We start from the raw sequence: 25,233 nt of genomic DNA, 5'->3' as shown, positions 1-25,233 counted from the left end.
ATGCCGTTACCCCCACGCTCCAAGCCGCGCCATAGCGCGGCCAAACCCGCAGGCCCGCGTCGCCAGGCCAAGGCGCCGCCGGCCGAGCCGCGGTTGATCCTGTTCAACAAGCCCTTTGACGTGCTGACCCAGTTCAGCGACGACGAAGGGCGCGCGACGCTCAAGGATTTCATCGATATTCCCGGCGTCTATCCGGCCGGGCGTCTGGACCGCGACAGTGAGGGCTTGCTGTTGCTGACCAATGACGGTCAGTTGCAGGCACGGATTGCCGATCCGAAGCACAAGCTGGCGAAAACCTACTGGGTGCAGGTCGAGGGCGAGCCGACAGAAGAGCAGCTGCAGCGTTTGCGTGACGGCGTCGAGCTCAACGATGGCCCGACCTTGCCTGCTCAGGCCCGGCAGCTTGACGAGCCGCAGCTGTGGCCGCGCAATCCACCGGTACGCTTTCGCAAGAGCGTGCCGACCAGCTGGCTGGAACTGGTGATCAAGGAAGGGCGCAACCGCCAGGTGCGGCGCATGACCGCCGCCGTCGGTCTGCCGACCCTGCGCCTGGTACGGGTGCGGATCGGCGACTGGACTTTGGACGGCCTTGATCAGGGGCAGTGGCGGGAAGTTCCGGCCAGGCGTTAGACGCCTTCGATGTAGCCGATCACCACGCTTTTGATGACGAAGGCGAGGATCCCCAGGCCCAGCACGAAAAACAGAATGAAGGTGCCGAACTTGCCGGCTTTGGACTTCTTCGCCAGGTCCCAGACGATAAAACCCATGAAACCAATCAGGATAGTGACCAGGACAGTCATCATCCACTCTTCGAACAACGCAGGATCCATCGATATTCTCCGGCAAGTTGAGGCGCGCGATTATACGCCCCGCTTGCCGGTCTGACTAACGCAGGTGCGTCAACGGTAGTTCGGTGCTGGCCAGCACCTGGTTGAGCACGAAGCTTGAGCGCACGCTGGTCACCCCTTCGATACGGGTCAGGTGGCCGAGCAGCAGTTGTTGGTAGTGGTCCATGTCCGGGACCACCACTTTGAGCTGATAGTCGGCATCCATCCCGGTAACCAGGCTGCATTCAAGCACTTGAGGCAGGTTGCGGATGGCTGTTTCGAATGCTTCGAAACGTTCCGGGGTGTGGCGATCCATGCCGATCAATACGTAGGCCGTGAGGCTCAAGCCCAGCTTCTTGCGGTCGAGCAGCGCCACTTGGCGGGCGATGTAGCCGTCGTCTTCCAGTTGCTTGACCCGACGCGAGCAGGGCGAAGGCGACAGGCCAATGCGCTCGGCCAGTTCCTGGTTGGAGATGCGCGCATCGCGCTGCAGTTCGGCAAGAATGCTCAGGTCGTAGCGGTCCAGTTTGCTCATGGATCATGCCTTTTCTGTTCTGATTGCGTTGAATTATCAATCCGTAGGTAAAAATTGCGCAAGTGCTATTTTATTGAGCAATCTTAGCAATCCTCTGCTGCCGCTCTAGCCCTATGCTTATACCCAGAATCACTGCCCGGACATCAGTCCAGTGCGGCTGGCCTTATCAGGGCAGTTGCGGCCAGCAACCCAACAGGGTTGTGCTCGGCCCCCGGGCTACACACTGTTCACAAGACAGCGTGAGGTGAGCCGGCGTCACAAGCGTCGAGCACGGACAAAATTCTCAAAGGGAGACCCCAAGGTCTCCCTTTTTTATTGCCTGTAATTTTTCATCTTGGCGCCGATACCTCGTTCCGGACAGCCTGATAAATTGTTGGTAAAACCCGTCGTGGTTTTTTCAGTCTTATCCACAGGCCCATTTCAACGGTCCGAGAGGAACAACATGAAGTCGCGTAGCTGGTGTCTGGCCGGTGTAGGTTTGTTGTGCATCACTATCAACCTGCAGGCATTGGCCGAGGGGCAGGGTGGATCTGGTGACGGGTATGGCGGACAAGGAGCCGAGCAGTCTCAAGGGACGTCGCCCCTGCAGTCGCGTCCGGACGAGGTGCGCCAGACCCAGCCACCGCGAACCGGGTACTATCAGGACATTCCTCGGCACAACAATGGCAACCGCTACTACCAGGCGGGTGGGCCGCAACAGCGACCGCAGGAGGATAACTGGCCGGGACGGCCTGATGGTCATGGCAATGGCTGGGGCAGCGGACCGCGTTATCGACCCGGTCAGGTGGTTGAGCAGTTTCCTGACCAGTACTGGCGTGTGCCTTACCGTGGTGGTGATTATTTTTATTCCGGGGGGTACTGGTACCGTCCGCAAGGGCCGCGCTATGTGGTGGTAGCGCCTCACTACGGTATGCGGGTCGGCTACTTGCCGGATTACGCCCGCGAAGTGTGGGTCGCCGATTCGCTGTATTTCCTTGTGGCAGGCACCTACTACCAGTACCTGCAAGACAGCAACGAGTACGTTGTGGTCAATCCGCCGGTGGCCAGCGCAGAGCCTCAGCCAATGGAAAATGACTACGACGTCGTTGCCAATCCGGTTTCGGGGCAAAGTCCGGAACAGGCTGATCGGGATCGCTACGAGTGCCACCGTTGGGCGGTGCAGCAAAGCGGCTTCGATCCGGCCAAAGCGACTTATGCACCGGCGTTACAAGTGACGGACAGCTACCGGCAAGCGCTGAGGGCTTGTTTGAGCGGGCGGGGCTACAGCGTTAACTGATACGCCGGCTCAGTCCACTGGATCGGCATGTACCAATACTTCCGCTTTTGGGTATTTGCCGTGAATGGCTGCTGCCGCTTGATCGCACAGCACATGCGCATCGGTTAGCGGCATGTTGCCCGGTAACTCCAGGTGCACCTGGACGAACCAGTGACTACCGGAAACCCGTGTGCGCAGGTCATGGGCGCCACGCACGCCAGGCACGCTGCAGGCCAGGGTCAGCATCTGTTCGCTGATATCGCCGGGCAGTTCCTCATCCATCAGGATCGATGTACTTTCCCGGGCGATCTGCAGCGCGCTCCAGAGTATGTACAGGGCAATGCCCAGGCCGAAGAAGGCGTCCATCTGCGGCCAGCCCAGGCGTGCCAGGACCAGGGCAATCAGGATGCTGCCATTGAGCAACAGGTCGGAACGGTAATGCAGCGAGTCGGCTCGCACTGCGGTGGAGCCGGTGATGCGTATCACCCGGGCCTGCAGCATCAACAAGGCCATTGTCAGTGCCAGCGACAGCAGCATCACCGCGATACCGATGGCAGTGTCACCCAGCGCTTGGGGATTTTGCAGGCGTTCCACGGCCTGTACGCCAATCAGCACGGCACTTACTGCGATGAACAGTGCCTGGGCCATGCCGGCCATGGCCTCGGCCTTGCCGTGACCGTAGCGGTGATCGTCGTCGGCCGGGCGCAAGGCGTAATGCACCGCCAGCAGGTTGAGGAGCGAGGCCACGCCATCGAGTGCCGAGTCGGTCAGGCCGGCCAGCAGGCTCACCGAACCGCTGAGCCACCAGGCCACCGCCTTGGTTACGATCAGGATGCTGGCCACCGCCAGCGACGCGCGGGTGGCCAGGCGCAGCAGGCGTTGATGTTCAGCTGAAGGAATCATGCTGGCGGGGCTTCCTGTCCGTTGCTCAAGCGGCGGGCTTGAGGCCGTACATCGCCAGTTGCTCGACACTGCCCTTGTGCTGGATCAGGCGCGGGTCGTTCAGCGGCAGGCGCTGGCCCAACTCGCTTTCGAGGATAGCCTGCAGCTTGCTGTTGTCGACCTTGCCTTCAACGCTGATGGCCTGGTTGAGCTTTTCGGGTGAGACCTGAGCCGTGCTACCACCTGGCAGGTAGATGGCGCCAGTGGCGAAGTCGACACCGAAGGCGATCAGGCCGGGGATCACGTAGAACAGGATGCCGATGGCATCCATTGCGGCCACTACAGGGTCGATTTTTCCTTCGATCTGACCGCGCCGGTCTGGGTAGAAAATGGTGCCGCAGGCCGTCAGTTGGGTCAGCAGGGTGGCGACCAGGACGCCGCCGATGACACGGGAGGGAATACGCATGGAAATCTCCGGAGTGAGGGCGACAAAGATACAGGCAAAGAGCCGGTATCTACAGCTAAGACCGTGATAGAACGGGCTCGGTTCGCCGTTATACTGGGCGAATTGTTTGAGGGCCACCATGATTTCGTTACCGATCGATGCCGTACTGCCAGCCTTGCGCGAGGCTTTGAGCCTGCGCCATGAAGCCGTGCTGGAGGCGCCGCCCGGCGCCGGCAAGACTACCCGTGTGCCATTGGCGTTGCTCGATGAGCCGTGGCTGGAGGGGCAGACCATCGTCATGCTTGAGCCACGCCGGTTGGCAGCGCGTGCCGCCGCCGAGCGACTGGCCAGTGAGCTGGGCGAACAGGTCGGGCAGACGGTCGGTTACCGCATCCGCCTTGAAAGCAAGGTAGGTCCGCGCACCAAGATCGAAGTAGTCACCGAAGGTATTCTGGCTCGCAGGCTCCAGGATGACCCTGCACTGGAGGGTGTGGGGGTGGTCATCTTCGACGAGTACCACCTGCGAAACCTGGACTCTGACCTTGCACTGGCGCTGTGTCTGAGTGGCCGTGAACTCCTGCGTGATGAGCCTCCACTGAAGCTGCTGCTGATGTCCGCAACGCTTGAAGGCGCTCGGCTTTCGAAGGTTCTGAACGATGCTCCAGTAGTCACCAGTGAAGGAAGGATGCATCCTGTTTCCACGATTTGGGGCAGTCCTTACCAATCAGGTCAGTCAATCGATACGCGAGTCATTGACACCTGCTTGGTCGCCGTCAACGAACAGCCGGGAAGCATTCTGGTTTTCCTTCCTGGGCAGGCAGAGATTCGGCGGGTGGCCGAGGCCCTCAAAGAGCAACTGAGCAGCCGTCCGGATGTGATCATCTGCCCGCTCTACGGCGACCTTGATCTCAACGCACAGCGTGCTGCGATAGACCCGGCTCCCCCAGGCTCCCGGAAGATTGTACTGGCCACTAACATCGCCGAGACCAGCTTGACCATTGAAGGCGTCAGGGTGGTGGTGGACAGTGGCCTTGAGCGAGTGCCGAAGTTTGATCCTCGCAGTGGCATGACCAGGCTCGACACTCAGCGTATCTCGAAGGCCAGCGCGACTCAGCGTATGGGGCGAGCAGGGCGCTTGGAGCCGGGGGTCTGCTATCGCCTATGGTCGGAGTCGCAACACGAGCAAATGGCTGGCTACAGCACCCCTGAAATCCTGCAGGCAGATCTAGCCGCTCTAGCGCTGCAGTTGGCCCGGTGGGGGATGAAGCCAGATGAGATGACCTGGCTCGATCAGCCTCCTTTGGCACCCTTTGGTCAAGCCAGAGACCTGCTCAAGCGCCTTGGTGCACTGGATGATGCGGGACAGCTCACACCTCATGGATCGGCCATGAGCGAGCTCCCGGCGCATCCACGCATCGCTCACCTGCTCATCAAGGGCAGCTCCATGGGCCTTGATGACCTGGCCTGCAACATCGCAGCACTACTGGGTGAGAAAGACATTCTGCGTGGAGCAGGTGCCGATCTTCACACCCGGTTGGGTGCATTGTCAGGCGTGCAGCATTCACGTCGTGGAGTTGGTTCCTTCCAGCGGGTGAAGCAGTCGGCTCGACAGTATCGATCCTTGTTGCGTGGGAAGGCCTCCTATCCCGTCAGCGAGCCAGATCATCCACGCTGGGTAGGTTGCCTTCTGGCGTGCGCATACCCTGATCGGGTCGGTCTGCAAAGGCGTGCAAGCGCATCTGAGTACCGTCTTTCCAATGGGCGCGCAGCAGTCTTCCCAGAGCCAGATGCTCTCACCAAGCATGAGTGGCTGGTTGTGGCAGACCTGGGAAGTCGACAAGGCCAGCGTGAGGAGCGAATCTACCTGGCGAGTGACCTTGATTCGGCCCTGTTCGATGACGAACTGGCCGACCTTGTGAAGTCAGTCGACGAGGTCGATTGGGATGAAAGGGAAGGGGTACTCAAGGCTGAGCGGCAGCGGAAGGTGGGGCAGCTGGTACTGTCCACAAAGCCTCTGCCGAATCTGGATGAGCAAGCCCGTTCACTTGCGCTGGTCAACCTCGTGCGGCGCAAGGGGATCGAACTACTGCCCTGGAACCCTGAGTTGCGGCAGTGGCAAGCGCGGGTTGAGCTGCTGCGTCAGCTGGATGTTCAGAATGGCCAGGCCGACAGCAAATGGCCTGATCTGAGCGATGCTCATCTTATCGAAACGCTTGAGCAGTGGCTCACACCCTACCTGGGGAAGGTCACCAGGCTCAGTCACTTCAGCCAATTGGAGCTGTCTTCGATAGTCAGGAATCTGCTGCCGTGGCCGCTTGCGCAGGAGTTGGAGGCCCAGGCACCGCAGGTAATCCGGGTGCCATCTGGTTCGAGTATCCGCATCGACTACTCGCAGCATCCTCCAATCCTTGCTGTGCGGCTGCAGGAGCTTTTTGGCTTGTCCGAAACGCCTCGGATTGCCCAAGGCAAACAGCCGCTGACGCTGCATCTTTTGTCCCCGGCCCGCAGGCCTGTGCAGGTCACCCAGGATCTCGCCAACTTTTGGCGCAGCACCTACTCGGAAGTGAAAAAAGATCTTAAAGGTAGATACCCAAAACATTATTGGCCCGAAGATCCATTAGTGGCCGAGGCGACGGCCAGAGCCAAGCCCAGAAAATCCTGACTCGCTGGTTGTTTCAAGCAACCATCCGACTCGTTTCTTCGCCTTCCGTCGCAGGTCGAGTGGCCTATGGCCATTCGGCGATACATTCCCCACCAAAAAAAGCGCCTTTGCAAAGAAGCCGCGCAACTGCTCGTCGCACGTTTCAAATCCTTTGCAGTAAAGCGTTAACGAAAGCACGGCGCCATAAAAACAGCATCGAAAGTCATATTTCAGGCGCCATAAAAACAGCATTCACAGTCATGTTTTAAGCGCCATTATTGTGACGAAAAAAATGACGCGCTAATTTAGATTGGCTGCCGTAAATATATTGTCGCCATAAACCCGGCAATTGAATTTGTCATAAATTAAATTCCTCTGCTGTCGTTATCTTGGCGCCATAAGTCCGGAATTTTTATTTATTGTTTTTTTTGAATTAGCCTATTGCCTTACTGCGCATCGCTGCTGTCTAATTATTCGCCATATGACCCGGCCTAGAGGCCTTTAAGAAAGGTGTTGTGGCTTGGGTGTTGCCTGCACCAATCTTTCTATCGTTCGTCTTACGCTTGCTAGTACCGTTATTGGCTATAGCGGTAATTGGCGCTTGCGTGGGTGTTCACAGGAACTATTGAAGTTACTCAAGTTTGTTTATATCGGACGGCGTAATTGGCGCAGTCCTGCTGTTTTACAGGTCGTGGATTCAAGTTGCCTGTAAATGGATACGGGAATGTTATAGGGACATTCCATGGCCTTAAGTTGCAAGGAGCGTTCGTAGCATGCGAATCAGCATATTTGGTCTGGGTTACGTCGGCGCGGTATGTGCCGGATGTTTGTCGGCAAGAGGGCATCAGATCATTGGGGTCGATGTGCAGGCTCTCAAGATCGATCTGATCAACAGTGGCAAGTCGCCCATTGTCGAGCCGGGTCTGGGCGAGCTGCTGCAGCAAGGGGTCGCCAGCGGCAAGCTGCGCGGCACCCTGGATGTCCGCGAGGCCGTCCTCGAAACCGATATTTCCTTCCTCGCACCGCCGACGCCGAGCAAGCGCAACGGCGACCTCGATGTGTCCTACATCGAAGAGGTGTGCCGGCAGATCGGCCAGGTTCTATCGCTGAAGACCACCCGTCACACGGTAGTGGTGCGCAGCACGGTGCTGCCGGGCACCCTGCGCAAGGTGGTGATTCCGACCCTGGAGCGGTATTCCGGGCTCAAGGCCGGCGTGGACTTCGGCGTGGCGGTGAATCCCGAGTTCCTCCGCGAGAGCACCGCGATCAAGGACTACGACTATCCGGCGATGACGGTGATCGGCGAGCTGGACAGCACCTCCGGCGACCTGCTGGAAGAGATCTACCGCGAGCTGGATGCGCCGATCATTCGCAAGACCATCGAAGTCGCGGAGATGATCAAGTACACCTGCAACGTCTGGCACGCGGCCAAGGTTACCTTCGCCAACGAGATCGGCAACATCGCCAAGGCGGTCGGCGTCGACGGCCGCGAGGTGATGGAGGTGATCTGCCAGGATCACAAACTCAACCTGTCCAAGTACTACATGCGCCCGGGCTTCGCCTTCGGCGGCTCCTGCCTGCCCAAGGATGTGCGCGCGCTGAGCTACCGCGCCGGCCAGCTGGACGTCGAGTCGCCGCTGATCGATTCGCTGATGCGCAGCAACGCCGCACAGGTGCGCAAGGCCTTCGACATCATCGCCAGTTACGACAAGCGCAAGGTCGCGCTGATGGGGCTGTCCTTCAAGGCCGGCACCGACGACCTGCGTGAAAGCCCGCTGGTGGAGCTGGCCGAAATGCTCATCGGCAAGGGTTTCGACCTCAGCATCTACGACACCAACGTCGAGTACGCCCGTGTCCACGGTGCCAACCGCGACTACATCGAGTCGAAGATTCCGCATGTTTCGTCGTTGCTGCGGTCCGATTTCGACGAAGTGGTCGCCAATGCCGACGTGATCGTCCTGGGCAACGGCGATGAAGCCTTCGCGCCTCTGGTAGAGCGGGCTCCCGCCGACAAGCAGGTCTTCGACCTGGTGGGATTCATGCGGCAGTCCAGCGGTGCCGGACTAGAGGGCATCTGCTGGTAGAACCGGCGCAGTGATGCTCGCGGGGCGCCCTGGCAACAGGCGCGGCGCCCCTGTTGCCGTATTGTTGATAAGTCATACAGGTCCGAGACATGGATGTTTTTCAGAGTCGCCTGCGCACCGCCGCAGGGTGGTTACTGCTGGTAATCACGCTCATGGGGATGGCATTGCTGCTGCCGCGCAGCACATTCGACCCGGAGTCCGCCGATTTCATTCTTCTGCTGGGTGTCATTGGCATCTGGCGCTATTCCATGGGCGCCGTGCATTTCGTGAGGGGGATGATCTTCCTTTATCTGGTGTTCCCCTGGTATCGGCGCAAAGTGCGGCAGCTTGGTGCGGCAGCGGCCCCATCCCACGTGTTCCTGCTGGTCACCAGCTTCCGCATCGAGGCGCTGACTACCGCTCAGGTCTACCAGTCGGTGATCCGCGAGGCCATCGCCTGCGGCTACCCGACCACCGTGGTGTGTTCCATCGTCGAGCGTTCGGACGAGCTGCTGGTCGAGAGTCTGTGGCGGCAGATGAACCCACCGCAGCGGGTCAAGCTGGACTTCGTGCGCATCGCCGGTACCGGCAAACGCGATGGCCTGGCCCATGGCTTCCGCGCCATTTCCCGGCACCTGCCCGACGACGATGCGGTGGTGGCGGTGATCGATGGCGATACCGTACTGGAGCAGGGCGTGGTGAAGAAGACCGTGCCCTGGTTCAAGCTTTTCCCCAATGTCGGTGGCCTGACCACCAACGAGTTCTGCGAGGTGCGCGGCAGCTACATCATGAGCGAGTGGCACAAGCTGCGCTTCGCCCAACGCCACCTCAACATGTGCTCTATGGCGCTCTCCAAGCGTGTGCTGACCATGACCGGGCGCATGTCGGTATTCCGCGCCAGCGTGGTGACCAACCCCGGCTTCATCGCCGACGTTGAGAGCGACCATCTGGAACACTGGCGCCTCGGGCGCTTCCGCTTCCTCACGGGCGACGACAAGTCCAGTTGGTACAGCCTGATGCGCCTGGGCTACGACACGTTCTACGTGCCGGACGCGGCCATCAACACCGTTGAGCACCCGCCGGAAAAGAGCTTCATCAAGGCCAGCCGCAAGCTGATGTTCCGCTGGTACGGCAACAACCTGCGGCAGAACTCCCGCGCCCTGGGCCTTGGCCCGAATCGCCTGGGCTGGTTCACCTGCCTGGTGCTGGGCGACCAGCGCGTATCAATGTGGACCAGCCTGCTGGGGCCCACCGTGGCGATCATCGCCAGCCTCAAGTACGGCTTCGCCTTCCTGATGGTGTACCTGCTGTGGATCGGCCTCACCCGCCTGGCGCTGACGCTGCTGCTGCTGGCCTCCGGGCACGAGGTGGGGCCGGCCTATCCGCTGATCCTCTATTACAACCAGATCATGGGCGCGCTAGTGAAGGTGTACGTCTTCTTCCGCCTCGACCGGCAGTCCTGGACCCGCCAGAACACCAAGCTTAATCGCGACCTGGCGAGCTTCTCGCGCTGGTTCAACACCTGGTCTTCACGCGCCATGACCTTCTCCGCAGGCAGCGTCTTTCTTGCCCTGCTGATGTTCGTGGTGTGATCGGCGAAAAGGACCCAAGAACCCTTGAAGCCAGGTTCAACTTACTAATTTGAAAGGGAAAAATTATGAGTGCAGTGATCAGCCCGGTGGGCAACGCCAATGTGGTGCATGAGTCCGAGGCGCAGCGTCAGCATGCGCGCCTGAAGCTGCCGGCGAAGGTCCGGTTCCAGGGCCAGCAGGGGGGCGTGCAGGAAGTCCAGCTGATAGACCTGTCCGCTGGCGGTTTCAGCTTCGAGCAGGGCAGCCAGTCGGTGATCGAGGGCAAGCTCTATCGCGGTAAGCTGATGTTCGAAGTGGAGGGCATCGGCTTCGCCATGGATGTCGAATTCCAGGTGCGCTCGATCATCGGCGGCAAGCGCGTCGGTTGTGAATTTCACAACCTGCGCCCGCGCGAGATGTCGGCGCTGCGCTACATGATCAGCTCCTTCATCAGCGGCGAGCTGGTGAACGTCAGTGGCCTGATCAGCATTCTCCAGCGCGAGAATTTCACCAAGGCCCGTGCCGGCAAGGGGAATGAAAAGCTCAGCCTGGTCGGCCGCCTGCGCGCTATGGGTTTAACCCTGGTGATCCTGCTTGCCGGTCTGGGCGCCTTCGCCTATGTGCTGTACCAGTTCTACGACATCTACTTCGTCACCCATGCTGACTCGGCCCAGGTCAGCGTGCCCGGCGCGCAGGTCTCGATGCCGCGCGAAGGCACCGTGCAAAGCCTGGTCACCGTCGGCAGCACCGTCAGCAAGGGCGCGCCGGTGGCCACCTTCACGGCGAACATGCTCGATGCCCTGAAGGGCGCCCTGCCGGAATCGGAGATGACCCCGGACAACCTGGAACGCCTGTTCAACAAGAGCTTCCAGGGCACCCTGACCAGCCCCTGCGACTGCAAAGTAGTCAGCCAACTGGTGGGTGACGGTCAGGTGGTACCCAAGGGCACTCCGGTGTTCCTGCTGGCGCCGGTAGACAGCGTCGCCACCGTCGAAGCCCGCTTCCCGTACCGCGCTTTCAACAAGCTGCAACCGGGCACTGCGCTGACCTTCCTGGTGGGCGGCGAAACCACCGAGCGCAGCGGCCGGATCGCCAGCATGGCCCTGCAGGACGGCGGCCTGGCTTCGGACATCCGCGTGCAGATCCAGCCGGACGAGCCGCTTGCCAGCGATCTGGCCAAGCGCCCGGTGGAAGTGCGCATTCGCCCGTTGAACGGCTTCTTCGCCAACAACAGCCTGGCGTCCGAAAAATGAAGAACACCGGACTAGCATGCGGGCTGCTGAGCTCGCTCAGCCTCGGTCTGCTGGCCGGTTGCGTGGCGTTGCCCGATCTGCAACTGGCCAAGGAGGCCAAGGGCAGTGGTGACCTCGCGACCGCGGAACAGAACTACCGCGTCCTCGCCAGCCAGGGTTACGTCGAGGCCCAGATCGGCCTCGCCGACCTGCTGGTACGCAGCGCTTCGATGGAGCAGCGGGTGCAGGGCGAGACGCTGTACCGCCAGGCCCTCGATCGCTCTGTGGCGGCGCCGGCGCGGCTGGGTAAATGGCTGGCGAGCAAGCCGCAGGCGAGTCTTGCCGAGCGCCGGGAGGCCGAGCAGCTGCTGCGCCAGAGCCTGGCGGCCGGCGACAACAGCGCACTGCTGCCGCTGGTGCAGGTGCAACTGCAGGACCCGCAAAAGCTTGCCGGCGGCGAGCTGGAACGCGAGCTGGAGCAATGGCAGGCGCAAGGCATCGGCGAAGCCCGGCTCGGCAAGGTGCTCCTGTACCGTGTGCGAGGCAATTACGAACAGAAGCTGGACGAGATCGAAGCCATCTGTGAGGGCTGGCTCGACCAGGCCAGTGAGTGCTATGTCGAACTGGCCGAGGTCTTCCAGCGGCGTGGCGACAAAGAACGCCAACAGCAGTTGCTGGCGCGGCTGGGCTCCGCCTATAAGGCCGGCCTGGTGTCGCCTGAGCGTGTGATGGGCGTTGCCAAGGTACTGGCCGACAGCAGCCTTGGCGAAGCTGACCCGCAGGCTGCCCAGGTACTCTACACGCGTATTGCGTCGGCCTACCCGGACGCCTGGTGCGGTTTGGCCGAGCTGGTTCTGCGCTTCCCCGACCTAGGGGATGCGGCCGTGCTCACCGGATACCTGAACAAGGGCATCGAGGCCGGTTCCAGCCGCGCCGCGCTGATGCTCGGGCAGCTGTACCTCAAGGGCCAGGCCGTATCGGCCGATCCGCGGGCGGCGGAGCAGTACCTGCTGCAGGCCGCGCCCAGCCACCTCAAGGCGCACCTGCTGCTGGGCCGGTTGTACCGGGATGGCGCGCTGGGCGACATCGAGCCGGAAAAGGCGCTGGAGCATCTGCTGATTGCCGCCCGTGCGGGCGACCCGAGCGCCAACATCGCGCTGGCCCAGCTGTTTGGTGAGGGCAAGGGCGTGCGGATCAACCCCGTCTACAGCTACACCTTCGCCAAGCTCGCCTCGCGCCAGGGCATGGCCCAGGGGCAGGTCCTGATGGAGCGCCTGGCGCCGAGGCTGCAGGCGCAGGACTACCAGCAGGTGGAGAGCCTGCTAGCCCGTGAAATCGAGGCTCGCGGTGGCCAGCAGGTCACCGTCAGGAATCAAGCTGATCAAGCGCAGGAAGTGCTATGACTTTGAAATACCGTCCAGTCACCACACTGGTCTGCATGGCCGGACTGCTGGCCAGTTCCGTCGTCCTTGGGGCGCAGCCGCAACCCGGCTTGTCTTATGGCGCCAATCTCAAGTTCACCACGCAGTCGATCGATGACCTCGATCTGGGTACCCGCGACGGTGGTGACTTCAATGGCGCCGGCCTCAGCGTGCGGCCCTGGATCTTCAAGCGGCAGGGTGACTGGAGCGCCTTCGCGCTCGGCGAGGCGTTCCTCGCCAGCGACACCATCGAGTCGGATACCAGCGAATCCGACACCTTCGACCCCAACGACGCCCGCGAGCGAGAGGACAAGTTCCTCGCCATGCACGAGTTCTGGGTCGACTATGGCGGCCTGACCTCTTATCCGGGAGAGTCCCTGCGACTCGGTCGGCAGAAGATCCGCAGTGCCGACGGCCTGTGGTGGGACAGCAATATCGAAGCCTTGCGCTGGAACTTCGAGACAACCCTTCTCAATGGCCACATCGGCATTGCCGAACGCTTCAGTGACTATCGCACTGACCTGGATGATCTGGCGCCCGAGGACGAGGATCGCCTGCACCTGCTCGCCGACCTGTCCTGGCAGTGGCAGCCGGGTCACTGGGCCGGGCTGAAGTTCCATCACAGCGACGATCGCGGCGACCTGCCCGGGAAGGGTACTGCAGTGGATCAGTTGAGCAAGACCACTACCGGCGAACTCAGCTGGCTAGGGGCCGAACTCAATGGGGACTTCTACAACGAGCGCAGCAACCTGCCGCTCAGCTACTGGGTCGCCGCCACTTGGCTGACCGGCGATGTCGACACCCTGCGCACCAGCACCGTGGCCGGCCAGCGCCAGGCCGACGGCCAGCTCAGCCAGGACGTCGATGCCTGGGCGGTCGACCTTGGCCTGCGCTGGAACATCGACCAAAACTGGCGCGTCGGCGCCACCTACGCGCGTGCCAGCGGCGGCTCCGACGGCGACGACTCCGAGCAGTTCAGGCAGACCGGGCTGGAGAGCAACCGCTCCAAATTCACCGGCACCGGGAGTGGCATCAACCGCTTCGGCGAAGCCTATCGCGGCGAGCTGAACAACCTGCAGGCGGCCAGCGTGTTCAGTGGCTGGCAGTTGGGCGAGGACTACGACGCCAGCCTGGTCTACCACCGCTTCTGGCGGGTGGATGACCAGGCCGACAGCAGCAGCGGCCTGAAGGCTCAGTTGGTGCCCGGCGAGAAGGATATCGGCCAGGAAGTCGACCTGGTGGTGACGCGCTACCTGAACCGCGGGCAGATACCGGCCGGGATGGAGTGGCTGAAGGCATCCTCCGCGCTGGTGCGCTTTCGCGGCGGGCTGTTCTTTCCGGGCGATGCCTTCGGCAGAGGCACGGATTCGAGCATGCACCGCGCAGTCGTTGATTTTGTCTGGCGTTACTGAATGCCGCCTGCCGAGCTGACCATGGAGTTGGACGCTATGTATTCACACACAAGAAACAGGCAGCGCTGGGCCGCCGGCCTGCTCCTCGCGGGTAGCCTCGCGTGGGCGGCCGTGGCGGCGGCCGGGGAGGACGCCGCACCCGCTTACCAGGTGTCGAGCATTCCCGCCGAGCCGCTGCTGATCGAGCCGCCGAAGCTGCCCGATCTGTCGCCCTATACCGCCGAGGCGGCCAATGCCCGGATCGTGCGCAAGCCCACCGGCAGCGTGGTGCTCAAACGCATGATCGGCCAGAACCAATTGGTGGAGTTCACCGGTGGCGACGAGCGCCTGCGTGAGTGGGTGAAACGCCAGGGTGAAATGCCCCAGGCGGTTTTCATCGAGGGTGGCTATGTCACGCTGACGGATCTCGCCCGCAGCCTGCCGAAGAAGTATTTCGAAGAGACCGAGCCGGGTATCTATATCGCTCGCCTGCCGATCGTCGTCAGCCAGGGCGCGACCCTGCACATCGGCGCGGAAACCCGTGACTTGCGGCTGTCCAGCGAGCGTGGTGCGTTCCTGATCAACGACGGCAAGCTGTTCATCATGGACACCCGCCTTACCGCCTGGAGCGAGAAGGAAAACCAGCAGGACTGGTTCAAGAAGAAGGGCAAGTTCCGACCCTTCCTCAACGCCTGGGGCGGTACCGAGACTTACATCGTCAACTCGGTGGTATCGAGTCTTGGTTACACCGCGAGCAAGTCCTATGGCGTATCCATCTCCCAGTACAGCCCGGCGATGCATCCGACCATGCAGCGCGACCATCCCTCCGGCTGGCTGATTGACTCGATGTTCGACGACATGTGGTACGGCTTCTACTGCTATGAAGCCTATGACGTGGTACTCAAGGGCAATACCTATCGCAACAACCTGGTCTACGGTATCGACCCGCACGACCGCTCGCGGCGCTTGATCATCGCCGAGAACACCGCCTATGGCACCCGCGAGAAGCACGGCATCATCGTGTCCCGCGAGGTGAACGACAGCTGGATCTTCAACAACCGCTCCTACGAGAACACCCTCTCCGGGATCGTGGTCGACCGCTCCAGCGTCAACAACGTGGTGGCCAATAACGAGGTTTATCGCAACGGCTCCGATGGCATCACCATCTACGAGAGCGGCGACAACCTGCTGTGGGGCAACCGGGCGTTCAACAACGCACGGCACGGCATTCGCGTGCGCAACAGCGCCAATGTCGGGCTCTATGAAAACCTCGCGGTGGCCAACGGCCTGCTCGGCATCTATGGGCACGTCAAGGACCTCAACGGCACGCCCCGCGACCTGATACTCGACCCCTTCGACATGAACCTCTCCCTGACCGTGGTTGGCGGTCGCCTGATCGGCAACGAGTCGGGCGCCATCTCCGTAGTGTCGCCGCAAAGCGTGAAGCTCTACGGTGTGGAAATGCTGATGCCGACCCAGCCCAGCGGCATCGGCATATTCGGTGCGCTGGCCAAGGAGCAGAGCCGAATCATCGACCTGCTGGTGCGACAGAAGCGGGCCGTGCTGGTCCTGCCGCTCGACAAGTTGGCGCAACTTCAAGTGAGTGACAAACAATGAAACGGTGTTCAATGGGCCGCTTTGCCCAAGGGTGGCTGGCGTGCGCAGCTATTGCGACGCTTTTCACCAGTTCCCTGAGCCTGGCTGCCGAGGCGCCCGAATACGAGATCGAGCGCTGCTGCCAGATCTGCCCGCAGGCGCTGCAGGACAGCAGCTACACCGGTGATCTGGGCGATTTCAGCCAACTGGTGCAGGGGCACGAGGATTGGCTGTTCCGCAGCAAAATCGACTTCATGACCAACATCGGCACCACGCCCGAGGGTTTCAAGCTGCTACAGGATCTGCGTGATGCGCTGAAAGCCAGGGGCGTGGAACTGGTGATGGTCTACCTGCCACCGCGTGGCCTGCTCGTCACTGAAATGCTCAACCCGCAGGAGCGCAGCAGCTTCAATGCCGAACTGTCGCGCAGGAATTACCTGGCGACCATCGAGCGCCTGCGCAGCCTGGGCATACGCGTGCCGGACCTATCCGCACTGCTGGACCAGCCGGCCGAAGTACGCAGGAAATTCTTCTTCAAGCGCGATAACCACTGGACGCCGCAAGGTGCTGAACTGACCGCGCAATTGCTGGCCGCTGAGTTGAGCAAGTCGCAAGTCTTCAAGGGGATTGCGCGCAAGGAATTTGCCACGCGCATGGAAGGTAACCTGTACAAGGTCGGCTCCCTCAACCAGGCATTCGGCAAAATCTGTGGCAATGGTTACGCCAATGAGTACTTCACTCGCGCAGTGACCGAGCCTAAGGAAGAGAGCAATGAGCTGTTTGGCGATACCGAAGCGCCCGATGTGGTGCTGGTCGGCACCAGTTTCAGTTCCGCGCAGTACAACTTCGACGGCTTCCTCAAACAGTACGCCCGCGTCGACGTGGATAACCGCTCGGTGACAGGCGGTGGCTTCCACAGTGCCATGCTGCAGTACCTCGGCAGCCAGGACTTCCAGGACAAACCGCCGAAGGTGCTGATCTGGGAGGTCAACAGCTATTACGACCTGGCCATGGCGACTTTCTATCGCCAGGCCATGCCCCTGCTGGATAACGGTTGCCGGAACGTAGCGACGGCCATCGACCAGAAGCTGACCTTGCGGCCAGGCAAGAACGAGGTGTTGGTCAACAGTGGGGTCAAGCCGATCCGCAGTGAGGACTCCGTCGTCGAAATCCAGTTCAGCAACCCCGAGATCAACGAGTTGCGCAGTACCGTCTGGTACATGAGCGGCTCCAGGGAAAACCTGTTGATCAGCCGGTCGCGGGAAGTTGAGCCGAACGGCCGCTTTGTTTTCCGCTTGCGTGAGGACGCCGAGTGGGCTGGGCAGACGCTGCTCTCCCTTGAAATCGACATGCCGGCAGACATGCCCCAGGGGCTGCAGGTCGAGGCGAAGATCTGTCGCAGGGCGGACAAACCTGCAAGCGTGATGCAAGCCAAGGCCGATTGACCCGATGGTGCCTTGCGCCGGGCTGTGCCTGGCGCATGGGCTCCTTAGGGCAACGATGATCATTCAAAAGGAGATTGAGGGCGTGGTTTTTTCTTCCAACGTGTTCCTGTTCCTGTTCCTGCCGATTTTCCTCGGCTTGTACTACCTGGTCGGAACGCGCTATCGCAACCTGCTGTTGCTGGTCGCAAGCTACATCTTCTATGCCTGGTGGCGCATCGACTTCCTGGTGTTGTTCGCTGTCGTGACAGTGTTCAACTACTGGATCGGCCTGCGCATCGGCGCGGCCGGAGTGCGCACGAAAACTGCGCAGAAATGGCTGCTCCTCGGCGTGGCGGTGGACCTCGGCGTCCTCGGCTATTTCAAGTATGCCAATTTCGGCGTCGACAGCCTCAACGCCATCATTACCTCGTTCGGCATGGAGCCCTTCGTGCTCACGCACATCCTGCTGCCGATCGGGATCTCGTTCTACATCTTCGAGTCCATCAGCTACATCATTGACGTCTACCGCGGCGACACCCCAGCCACCCGTAACCTGGTGGACTTCGCCGCCTTTGTGGCGATTTTCCCGCACCTGATTGCCGGTCCGGTACTGCGTTTTCGCGACCTGGTGGACCAGTTCAACCACCGTACCCACACTGTGGACAAGTTCGCCGAGGGCTGTACGCGCTTCATGCAAGGCTTCATCAAGAAGGTCTTTATCGCTGACAGCATCGCGCCCATCGTCGACCATTGCTTCGCGCTTTCCGACCCCAGCACGGGCGACGCCTGGCTTGGCGCGCTGGCCTATACCGCGCAGCTGTACTTCGACTTCTCCGGCTACAGCGACATGGCCATCGGCCTCGGCCTGATGATGGGCTTCCGCTTCATGGAAAACTTCAACCAGCCGTACATCAGCCAGTCCATTACCGAGTTCTGGCGACGCTGGCACATCAGCCTCTCCACCTGGCTGCGCGACTACCTGTACATCAGCCTGGGCGGCAACCGCGGCACCACCTTCCAGACCTACCGCAACCTGTTCCTGACCATGCTGTTGGGCGGCCTGTGGCACGGCGCCAACTTCACCTACATCCTCTGGGGCGCCTGGCACGGCGCCTGGTTGGCCATTGAGCGCGCCTTGGGCGTGAACGCCGCGCCACGGGTGCTCAGCCCGCTGAAGTGGGCTTTCACCTTCCTGCTGGTGGTGATCGGCTGGGTGATCTTCCGCGCCGAGAACCTCGATGTGGCCTGGCGCATGTACGCTGCCATGTTCAGCTTCGCCGACTGGCAGCTCTCCGAGCTCTACCGCGCCCAGCTCACCGGCCTGCAGATCGCTACCCTGGTGCTGGCCTATGTCGTGCTGGCCATCTTCGGCATCCGCCAGTTCTACGCCCAGCCGCTGGCCGGCGCACCCAAGGCCCGCGCCCGCGAAGACGACGGCATCGTGATCAACGCCAACGCCAACGGCAGCGCCGCCGTGGCGCGCCTGCGGATCGGCGCCGTGGCCTTCCACGCTGCCGTGCTCCTGCTGTTCACCGTCTCGGTGCTGAAGCTCTCGGCGCAAAGCTTCTCGCCCTTCCTGTACTTCCAGTTCTGAGGGGAACCGACTATGAACAGAACCCTGAACCTACTCTACAGCCTGCTCTTCTGCAGCCTGCTGCTGGCGCTCTGCCTGTGGTCCCTGCGCGCGGTATTCGGCTTCTCCGCAGCCAGTGAAACCAGCGTGCTGGACGGCAAACTGGCGCTGGCCTTCGAGAAACACTACGACGCCGAGTTCCCGGTCAAGCAACTGGGCACCAACCTCTGGGCGCTGGCGGGCTACACGCTTTTTGGCGAAGGTCGCCAGGGCGTGGTCATCGGCCAGGACGGCTGGCTCTTCTCGGACGAGGAGTTCAAGCCTGCGAGCAAACCCGATCAGTTGCAGGACAACTGGCGGTTGGTGAACGCGGTACGGGCGGAATTCGAGCGTCGTGGGGTGACGCTGGTGCTGGCGCTCCTGCCAGCCAAGGCCCGGCTCTATCCTGAGCATCTGGATGACGAGCGACCCGCGCTGGCTCAGCAGAGCCTGTACCCAAAGGCCCACGACATGATGCGCGAAGCCGGGTTGCACGGGCCGGATCTGTTGCCTGCCCTGCAGCAGGCGAAGGCGCAGGGGCCGGTGTTCCTGCGTACCGATAGCCACTGGACCCCCTTCGGCGCAGAGGTCGCAGCCAGGAGTCTGGCGGAGCATCTGGCGCGGCAGGATATCTGGCAGCATGGCGACCAGACCTTCGTCACCGAGGCTGTCGCCAGCCGGGAGCACAAAGGTGACCTGCTGAGCTTCCTGCCCCTGGAACCGTACTTCGCCGACCTGCAGCCACCGGCCGAGCGCCTGCGCCCACGTCTGACCCGGGCCGCCGAGGGGCAGGAGGCGAACGCCGAGGATGCGCTGTTCGTCGACGCCCTGCCGTCGATCGCCCTGGTCGGGACCAGCTACAGCGCCAACGCGGACTGGAACTTCGCCGGTGCCCTGAAACAGGCCCTGGGCAGCGATCTGCTCAATTACGCCGAGGAGGGCAAGGGCCCACTGGTGCCCATGCTGAACCTGCTGCAGCAGGGGGATAAAGAGCTCGCCGGGCTGCGCCTGGTGATCTGGGAGTTCCCCGAGCGTTATCTGATGCTACCAAGTGACCTGTCCGGATTCGACGCGGCCTGGCTTGCCCGGCTGCACAACGGCGAGAAACCGGTCAGCCGCGACGCGCTGCAAACCGCCACCGCCACTGAGCCCATCCTGCAATTCTAGGAGCACCTGTATGTCCCTTTTTTCCTCGATGTCCTACACCCTGCGCCTGGGCAGCCTGCTGCTTGGCCTGTCCGCCCCGTGGGCGATGGCTGACGAAGCGGCGCTCTACGGTCCGGCGGCACCGTACGGCTCGGCCTTCGTGCGCGGCTTCAACGCCGCAAACAGCAGTTTCGACGCCAACCTCGGCCCTGTCCGCATCAATGACCTGGGCGCCAAGAGCAGCAGCGATTTCGCCTTCCTGCCGGCCGGCAGCTACACCGTCAGCGCGGACGGCAAGAGTCAGTCGGTGAAGCTCGATGCCGAGCGCTACTACACACTGGTGCAGATGCCGGGTGGGGAGCTGAAGCTGGTGGACGAGCCGCCGTTCAAGAATCGCCAGAAGTCCCTGCTGCGCCTGCAGAATCTATCCGACACCGCCCTGTCGATCAAAACCGCCGACGGTCGTACCGAAGTCATCCGCCCGGTATCGGCCAACGCCCGTGGCGAGCGCGAGATCAACCCGGTCAAGGTGCGCCTGACGCTGTTCGCTGGCGACCGCAAGATTCGTGACCTCGACCCGCTGGTGCTGGAGCGCGGTGAAGTGGTCAGCCTGTTCGTCACCGGCTCCGCCGACAAGCTGTCACCGGCCTGGGTCAAGCGTCCGGTCGCGACCAACTGAGGAATGGCTATGAAACCCTGGCTGATCTGTTCGCGGATGGCGCTAACCGGCCTGGCCCTGTTGCTGGCCACCGGCTGCAGCAAGCCCCTGGAAGGCAACGCCAGCGCCAACCTGGTGCCGCCCAGCGGCTTCTACCTGGCCGCGCCGTCCCCCAAGGGCAAGGTGCCGGCCTGTCCCGGGGCACCTGCCCCCTACACGGGCGACTTGCTGTTCCCGAGCAAGTACGAAGGCTCGGACTCGGCCAGGGACAAGCTCAACCCGCAGGCCGCGGCGCGCTACAAGCGGCTGACCGGCGATGTGCGTACGCTGGAAAGCGGCGTAAGCAAACTGGTCGGCAAGTATCTCGAGGATGGTCGTCAGGAATACGCCGACTGCGCCCTGACCTGGTTGAGCGCATGGGCCGAAGCTGACGCGCTGCTCAGCCGAAATTACAACCACACCGGCAAGTCGGTGCGCAAATGGGCGCTGGGCAGCCTGTCTGGCGCCTATCTGCGGCTGCAGTTCGCCGACTCTGAACCCTTGCGTGGGCATGAGGCCGAAACTCGCGCCATCGAGCAGTGGTTCGCCCGGCTCGCCGACCAGGTGGTGCACGACTGGAACGAGCAACCGCGTGAGCGGCGCAACAACCACCAGTACTGGGCCGCCTGGGCGGTGATGGCAAGTGCCGTGGTGCTCGACCGCCAGGACCTGTTCGACTGGGCGGTCGCGCAGTACCGCCATGGCGTGGAGCAGGTCGACGGCGAGGGCTACTTGCCGCTGGAGCTGTCCCGGCACACCCGGGCGCTGGCCTACCACAACTACAGCCTGGGGCCGCTGATGATGATCGCGGCATTCGCCCAGGCCAACGGGCTGGACCTGCGTGGCGACAACGGCGGTGCCTTGCAGCGGCTCGCCCAGCGGGTCGAAAGGGGCGTGCACAACCCGCACCTTTTCGAGGCCCGGGCCGGCTATCCGCAGGAGCTGGAGGATTTGCAGGAGGACGGCAAGTTCGCCTGGCTGGAGCCCTACTGTGCACTTTATCGCTGCTCGGCCGAGACCGACGCCTGGCGGCGCTCCCTGGAACCCCTGGAGACCTATCGGCTAGGAGGGGATGTCACCCAGTTGTTCAACCCCTGATCGCATTGATGCATCCACTCTCCCGGCAGTCCGAGGCAGGGCCTCGGCGGGGACAAGTAATAATTTGAAATGGAACTTTAATGGAGGCGTCTCCCATGATTCCGGTAATTCTTTCTGGTGGTAGTGGTTCCCGCTTGTGGCCCCTTTCGCGCAAGCAGTATCCCAAGCAGTTCCTCGCCCTGACTGGCGAGTTCTCGCTGTTCCAGCAGACCCTGCAGCGCCTGGCCTTCGAAGGTATGCAGAGCCCGCTGATCGTGTGCAACCATGAGCACCGCTTTATCGTCAACGAGCAACTGGAGCGGATCGGTGTCCAGGGGCACTCGACACTGCTCGAACCCTTCGGCCGCAATACCGCGCCGGCCGTGGCTATGGCTGCCTTGCAACTGCTGGCCGAAGGCCGCGACGAATTGATGCTGGTGCTGCCGGCCGATCATGTGATCGAGGACAGGCCGGCGCTGCACCAGGCACTGGAGGTGGCGCGCGCGGCGGCCGAGGAAGGGGAGATGGTGTTGTTCGGCATCCCGGTCGAGCGGCCCGATACCGGCTTCGGCTACATCAAGGCGAGCCGCACAGGTGACGCCGGCGCCATGCATCCCGGTGCCTACCGGGTCAGCCACTTCGTCGAGAAGCCCAATGCAGAACTGGCCCGCGAGCTTGTCCGTGCGGGTGGCTATTACTGGAACAGCGGCATGTTCCTGTTCCGTGCCAGCCGTTATCTGGACGAGCTGCTCAAGCATGAGCCGGGCATCTACGACGCCTGTGCGCTGGCCCTGGAGCGCAGCCACCGCTCCGGCAATGTCATGACCATCGATTCTGAGACCTTCGAGTGCTGCCCGGACAACTCCATCGACTACGCGGTGATGGAGAAGACCTCCCGCGCCTGCGTGGTGCCGCTCGCCGCCGGCTGGAACGACGTGGGCAACTGGTCCTCCCTGTGCGACGTGCATGAGAAGGACCAGGCCGGCAACGTGCTCAAGGGTGATGTGATGACCCACGACAGCCGCAACAGCTTTGTACACAGCAGCGGCAAGCTGGTGGCCTTGGTCGGTGTGGACGATCTGGTGGTAGTAGAAACCAAGGATGCGGTGATGATCGCCCACAAGAATTCGGTTCAGGACGTCAAAGCACTGGTCAACAGCCTGGATCTGAAGGGACGCTCGGAAACCCAGAGCCATTGTGCGGTATATCGTCCTTGGGGCTGCTACGACTCGGTGGACAACGGTATTCGCCACCAGGTCAAACGCATCACCGTGAAGCCCGGCGCGCAGCTGTCGCTGCAGATGCACCACCACCGCGCCGAGCACTGGGTCGTGGTATCCGGCACCGCCCAGGTGACGTGTGACGACAAGGTGTTCCTGCTTGCTGAGAACCAGTCCACCTACATCCCGATCGCCTCGGTGCACCGCTTGGCCAACCCCGGCAAGATCCCGCTGGAGATCATCGAGGTGCAGTCCGGTAGCTACCTGGGCGAGGACGACATCGAGCGCCTGGAGGATGTCTATGGGCGGACCGGCGAGGCGCTGGAGGCAACCAAACAGGTCGCTGGCGGTTGAGCCAAAGCACCAGAACGAGCCAGCAGATCCATGCACGCGGACCTCTTGGCTGAGTACCGCTGGCGCGTCAGGCGCTGCGCAATGCAGCGCTTGAACGTAGCTTAGTGCCCTTGGCGCAGGTGCTGGGCGAGTTGTGGCAGCGCAGTTGGGCGCGCACCAAGTCGTAGCGTTGCCATTCGCAGCCAGCCTTGCAAGATTTCGGCATCGGCCAGCTGGAGCAGGTCAGGGCGCTGGCGGTTCCACGGCCGGCTCGCTGACCAGCATGTACAGACGGAACATCACCACTGTGCTGAACAGCTGCAAGAAGCCATTGGCGCTGTCGATGGCCAGTTGCGCCAAAGGCGAAGGCTCAGGGATCAGCATCTGGCTCAGGCCATCGATCAACCACAAAGGGGCGAGCACACTGAGGATGCAGGTGAGGATTCGCCAGAAATTGCCGGTGGTCATCTGGAAGCTTTCGCGCATGGCGGCGAGCGGCGGCAGGCCGCGCAGTACCAGCAGGTACTCGGCAAACGCCAGGTTGATCATCACCCAGATTCCCGGAATGATGAACAGTGCGGCGCCGGCCATGATCAGCAGCGAGCTGAGCATCACCATCAGGGCGAACGATGGCCACAGGCGCAGGGCCATGGCCAGCAGGTTACGCTTGAGCGGGGTGTAGCCGTTGCTGCGGGTGTCGAGGTAGAGAATCAGCGCGGCACTGTACAGTGGATAGAACAACAGGCTGGCCAGCATGCCATAGGCCTGTGACGCGTCCTTGCCCAGCTGTTGGTAGAGCAAGTGGGTGCAGAGTGCTTCGAGCACCACCAGCGGCAGGCAGAGCTGGGCGATGCTCAGCAGGTGGCGGCGGAAGAAATACAGGGAGTCACGCAGAACACTGAGCGGATTCATCGGTCGATATCGTAGTTGAAAAAAGCAGGGCGTAACTTTAGCCCAGCCGGCCCCCAACCTGAAGAAAGTTTCATCACGCCTTGTGTTGAATCCACGGCCTTGGCACCCCATTTTCAGTGAACCTGAATTCCCCCGGCTCTTGTGTGAGGTTGCCCATGAACAGTGAAGAACAAACTCTGATCGATGGCCTGTTCGGCCGACTCAGGCAAGCCGAGGACGCGGCTGTCCCCCGTGATGCCCAGGCTCAGGCGCGCATTGCCGAGCACCTGCAGCAGCAACCGGCGGCACCCTACTACATGGCACAGGCAATCCTGGTTCAGGAAGCTGCGCTCAAACGTCTGGACGAGCAGAACAAGCAACTGCAGGCCGAACTGAAACAGGCCAAGGCACAAGTGGCAGCCACCACGCCGAGCAACAGCGGGGGCTTTCTTTCGAGTATTTTCGGCAGTGGTACTCGTGATCCTCAGCCGTTGCAGTCACAAGCACCGGCCAGTGCACCGGGCGGTGGCGGCTGGCGTGAGCCGTCGCGCTCGTTCAATCAGTCCGGCGCTGGCGTGCAGCAAGGTTTTAACGCAGCGCCCGCTCCGGCGCCCGTTCGCAGCGGTGCCAGCAGTTTCCTTGGCGGTGCCTTGCAGACCGCTGCCGGTGTGGCGGGTGGGGTCATGCTGGCCCAGGGGATCAGCAGCCTGTTCAACCAACACTCACAACCCGAAGAAGTGGTCGAGGTGATCAAGGAGGAACCGGCACCGGCCAGCGACAGCGGTGGCTGGGGAAGCAATGACGAGCAGCGCCTGACCGCCGACAACAGCGCTTACGGCAACGACCAGGGCGGTTTTATCGACAGCGATTACGGCAGCGACGACGGCGGATTCTTCGACGGCGACGACAGCTTCGTCTGAGCGCGCATACCCGCACCGCCTCCAGGCTGGCATACTGGGCGCCAAAACGGCCCC

Annotated in this window: 21 protein-coding genes; 16 read left to right on the top strand and 5 right to left on the bottom strand. The window is 62.0% G+C overall.

Annotated features, from left to right (window positions below):
• Positions 1-630, top strand: a complete 630-nt coding sequence (locus tag C6382_RS12085) for an rRNA large subunit pseudouridine synthase E (protein ID WP_107024709.1) — start codon at positions 1-3, stop codon at positions 628-630.
• On the opposite strand, the gene C6382_RS12080 is transcribed toward C6382_RS12085, so the two are convergent.
• Positions 627-830 (bottom strand): DUF2788 domain-containing protein, encoded by a 204-nt coding sequence (locus tag C6382_RS12080; protein ID WP_107024708.1) that lies wholly within the window; start codon positions 828-830, stop codon positions 627-629. The two genes, C6382_RS12085 and C6382_RS12080, sit on opposite strands and share 4 nt — an antisense overlap.
• A 55-nt stretch (positions 831-885) precedes the next feature.
• The gene (locus C6382_RS12075) at positions 886-1,362 is read right to left on the bottom strand and encodes an Lrp/AsnC family transcriptional regulator (RefSeq protein ID WP_038606626.1); all 477 of its coding nucleotides are present in this window, start codon (positions 1,360-1,362) and stop codon (positions 886-888) included.
• Between the two features lie 442 nt (positions 1,363-1,804).
• Here C6382_RS12075 and C6382_RS12070 point away from each other — a divergent pair, with 442 nt between their 5' ends.
• Positions 1,805-2,638, top strand: a complete 834-nt coding sequence (locus C6382_RS12070) for a DUF6515 family protein (RefSeq protein ID WP_107024707.1) — start codon at positions 1,805-1,807, stop codon at positions 2,636-2,638.
• A 9-nt stretch (positions 2,639-2,647) separates the two neighbouring features.
• Here C6382_RS12070 and C6382_RS12065 read toward each other — a convergent pair whose 3' ends face one another.
• Together C6382_RS12065 and C6382_RS12060 are read right to left on the bottom strand one after the other, a co-directional pair.
• On the bottom strand, positions 2,648-3,520 hold the full coding sequence (locus C6382_RS12065) for a cation diffusion facilitator family transporter (RefSeq protein WP_107024706.1): 873 nt from the start codon (positions 3,518-3,520) through the stop codon (positions 2,648-2,650).
• A gap of 25 nt (positions 3,521-3,545) precedes the next feature.
• Positions 3,546-3,965 carry a polyribonucleotide nucleotidyltransferase gene (locus C6382_RS12060; protein WP_107024705.1) on the bottom strand — a complete coding sequence of 140 codons (420 nt, stop codon included), beginning with the start codon at positions 3,963-3,965 and terminating at the stop codon, positions 3,546-3,548.
• A 118-nt stretch (positions 3,966-4,083) separates the two neighbouring features.
• On the opposite strand from C6382_RS12060, the gene hrpB reads away from it, so the two are divergent.
• The 13 genes from hrpB (at position 4,084) to C6382_RS11995 (ending at position 23,389) form a co-directional block, all read left to right on the top strand.
• The gene (gene hrpB / locus C6382_RS12055; RefSeq protein ID WP_107024704.1) at positions 4,084-6,606 is read left to right on the top strand and encodes an ATP-dependent helicase HrpB; all 2,523 of its coding nucleotides are present in this window, start codon (positions 4,084-4,086) and stop codon (positions 6,604-6,606) included.
• 752 nt (positions 6,607-7,358) lie between these two features.
• A complete protein-coding gene (locus C6382_RS12050) occupies positions 7,359-8,669 on the top strand; it encodes a nucleotide sugar dehydrogenase (protein ID WP_107024703.1) in 1,311 nt (436 codons plus the stop codon).
• Between the two features lie 89 nt (positions 8,670-8,758).
• A complete protein-coding gene (alg8, locus tag C6382_RS12045) occupies positions 8,759-10,240 on the top strand; it encodes a mannuronan synthase (RefSeq protein WP_107024702.1) in 1,482 nt (493 codons plus the stop codon).
• Between the two features lie 65 nt (positions 10,241-10,305).
• A complete protein-coding gene (locus C6382_RS12040; RefSeq protein WP_305888086.1) occupies positions 10,306-11,472 on the top strand; it encodes an HlyD family efflux transporter periplasmic adaptor subunit in 1,167 nt (388 codons plus the stop codon).
• Positions 11,469-12,854, top strand: coding sequence for an SEL1-like repeat protein (locus C6382_RS12035; protein ID WP_107024701.1), 1,386 nt, complete (start codon positions 11,469-11,471; stop codon positions 12,852-12,854). Before C6382_RS12040 ends, C6382_RS12035 begins: the two co-directional genes overlap by 4 nt.
• Positions 12,851-14,284, top strand: coding sequence for an alginate export family protein (locus C6382_RS12030; protein ID WP_107024700.1), 1,434 nt, complete (start codon positions 12,851-12,853; stop codon positions 14,282-14,284). Before C6382_RS12035 ends, C6382_RS12030 begins: the two co-directional genes overlap by 4 nt.
• A 36-nt stretch (positions 14,285-14,320) precedes the next feature.
• Positions 14,321-15,880: a mannuronan 5-epimerase AlgG gene (gene algG / locus C6382_RS12025; protein WP_256589078.1), complete on the top strand. Its 1,560-nt coding sequence runs from the start codon at positions 14,321-14,323 to the stop codon at positions 15,878-15,880.
• Positions 15,877-17,304: an alginate O-acetyltransferase gene (locus C6382_RS12020; RefSeq protein WP_107024699.1), complete on the top strand. Its 1,428-nt coding sequence runs from the start codon at positions 15,877-15,879 to the stop codon at positions 17,302-17,304. The genes algG and C6382_RS12020 overlap by 4 nt, the downstream gene beginning before the upstream one ends.
• Positions 17,305-17,386: 82 nt before the next feature.
• Positions 17,387-18,877: an MBOAT family protein gene (locus C6382_RS12015; RefSeq protein ID WP_107024819.1), complete on the top strand. Its 1,491-nt coding sequence runs from the start codon at positions 17,387-17,389 to the stop codon at positions 18,875-18,877.
• A 12-nt stretch (positions 18,878-18,889) separates the two neighbouring features.
• Positions 18,890-20,062 (top strand): alginate O-acetyltransferase, encoded by a 1,173-nt coding sequence (locus C6382_RS12010; RefSeq protein WP_107024698.1) that lies wholly within the window; start codon positions 18,890-18,892, stop codon positions 20,060-20,062.
• Positions 20,063-20,072: 10 nt separating this feature from the next.
• Positions 20,073-20,720, top strand: a complete 648-nt coding sequence (locus C6382_RS12005; protein ID WP_107024697.1) for an alginate O-acetyltransferase AlgF — start codon at positions 20,073-20,075, stop codon at positions 20,718-20,720.
• Positions 20,721-20,729: 9 nt separating this feature from the next.
• Positions 20,730-21,836 carry a mannuronate-specific alginate lyase gene (locus tag C6382_RS12000; RefSeq protein ID WP_107024696.1) on the top strand — a complete coding sequence of 369 codons (1,107 nt, stop codon included), beginning with the start codon at positions 20,730-20,732 and terminating at the stop codon, positions 21,834-21,836.
• A gap of 95 nt (positions 21,837-21,931) precedes the next feature.
• The gene (locus tag C6382_RS11995) at positions 21,932-23,389 is read left to right on the top strand and encodes a mannose-1-phosphate guanylyltransferase/mannose-6-phosphate isomerase (RefSeq protein ID WP_107024695.1); all 1,458 of its coding nucleotides are present in this window, start codon (positions 21,932-21,934) and stop codon (positions 23,387-23,389) included.
• Positions 23,390-23,611: 222 nt separating this feature from the next.
• Here the strand turns inward: C6382_RS11995 and C6382_RS11990 are convergent, their stop codons facing one another.
• Positions 23,612-24,280 carry a YciC family protein gene (locus tag C6382_RS11990; protein ID WP_107024694.1) on the bottom strand — a complete coding sequence of 223 codons (669 nt, stop codon included), beginning with the start codon at positions 24,278-24,280 and terminating at the stop codon, positions 23,612-23,614.
• Between the two features lie 155 nt (positions 24,281-24,435).
• Between C6382_RS11990 and C6382_RS11985 the strand changes: the two genes are divergently transcribed.
• Positions 24,436-25,179 (top strand): DUF2076 domain-containing protein, encoded by a 744-nt coding sequence (locus C6382_RS11985; RefSeq protein WP_107024693.1) that lies wholly within the window; start codon positions 24,436-24,438, stop codon positions 25,177-25,179.
• The last annotated feature ends 54 nt before the right edge of the window (positions 25,180-25,233 follow it).

The sequence above is a fragment of the Pseudomonas sp. BBP2017 genome, assembly GCF_003024385.1.
Lineage (GTDB): Bacteria > Pseudomonadota > Gammaproteobacteria > Pseudomonadales > Pseudomonadaceae > Aquipseudomonas.
The sequence above is the reverse complement of the archived record's forward strand: the minus strand, read 5'-3'. Positions and strand labels throughout refer to the sequence as shown.

Excerpts from the sequence above, each read along its gene's own strand:
- C6382_RS12075 (WP_038606626.1), bottom strand. The coding sequence starts at position 1,362 with ATGAGCAAACTGGACCGCTACGACCTGAGCATTCTTGCCGAACTGCAG.
- C6382_RS12070 (WP_107024707.1), top strand. The coding sequence starts at position 1,805 with ATGAAGTCGCGTAGCTGGTGTCTGGCCGGTGTAGGTTTGTTGTGCATC.
- C6382_RS11985 (WP_107024693.1), top strand. The coding sequence starts at position 24,436 with ATGAACAGTGAAGAACAAACTCTGATCGATGGCCTGTTCGGCCGACTC.
- alg8 (WP_107024702.1), top strand. The coding sequence starts at position 8,759 with ATGGATGTTTTTCAGAGTCGCCTGCGCACCGCCGCAGGGTGGTTACTG.
- C6382_RS12000 (WP_107024696.1), top strand. The coding sequence starts at position 20,730 with ATGAAACCCTGGCTGATCTGTTCGCGGATGGCGCTAACCGGCCTGGCC.
- C6382_RS11995 (WP_107024695.1), top strand. The coding sequence starts at position 21,932 with ATGATTCCGGTAATTCTTTCTGGTGGTAGTGGTTCCCGCTTGTGGCCC.
- C6382_RS12085 (WP_107024709.1), top strand. The coding sequence starts at position 1 with ATGCCGTTACCCCCACGCTCCAAGCCGCGCCATAGCGCGGCCAAACCC.
- C6382_RS12030 (WP_107024700.1), top strand. The coding sequence starts at position 12,851 with ATGACTTTGAAATACCGTCCAGTCACCACACTGGTCTGCATGGCCGGA.
- C6382_RS12020 (WP_107024699.1), top strand. The coding sequence starts at position 15,877 with ATGAAACGGTGTTCAATGGGCCGCTTTGCCCAAGGGTGGCTGGCGTGC.
- C6382_RS12040 (WP_305888086.1), top strand. The coding sequence starts at position 10,306 with ATGAGTGCAGTGATCAGCCCGGTGGGCAACGCCAATGTGGTGCATGAG.
- C6382_RS12080 (WP_107024708.1), bottom strand. The coding sequence starts at position 830 with ATGGATCCTGCGTTGTTCGAAGAGTGGATGATGACTGTCCTGGTCACT.
- C6382_RS12005 (WP_107024697.1), top strand. The coding sequence starts at position 20,073 with ATGTCCCTTTTTTCCTCGATGTCCTACACCCTGCGCCTGGGCAGCCTG.
- algG (WP_256589078.1), top strand. The coding sequence starts at position 14,321 with ATGTATTCACACACAAGAAACAGGCAGCGCTGGGCCGCCGGCCTGCTC.
- C6382_RS12010 (WP_107024698.1), top strand. The coding sequence starts at position 18,890 with ATGAACAGAACCCTGAACCTACTCTACAGCCTGCTCTTCTGCAGCCTG.
- C6382_RS12065 (WP_107024706.1), bottom strand. The coding sequence starts at position 3,520 with ATGATTCCTTCAGCTGAACATCAACGCCTGCTGCGCCTGGCCACCCGC.
- C6382_RS12060 (WP_107024705.1), bottom strand. The coding sequence starts at position 3,965 with ATGCGTATTCCCTCCCGTGTCATCGGCGGCGTCCTGGTCGCCACCCTG.
- C6382_RS11990 (WP_107024694.1), bottom strand. The coding sequence starts at position 24,280 with ATGAATCCGCTCAGTGTTCTGCGTGACTCCCTGTATTTCTTCCGCCGC.
- C6382_RS12050 (WP_107024703.1), top strand. The coding sequence starts at position 7,359 with ATGCGAATCAGCATATTTGGTCTGGGTTACGTCGGCGCGGTATGTGCC.
- C6382_RS12035 (WP_107024701.1), top strand. The coding sequence starts at position 11,469 with ATGAAGAACACCGGACTAGCATGCGGGCTGCTGAGCTCGCTCAGCCTC.
- hrpB (WP_107024704.1), top strand. The coding sequence starts at position 4,084 with ATGATTTCGTTACCGATCGATGCCGTACTGCCAGCCTTGCGCGAGGCT.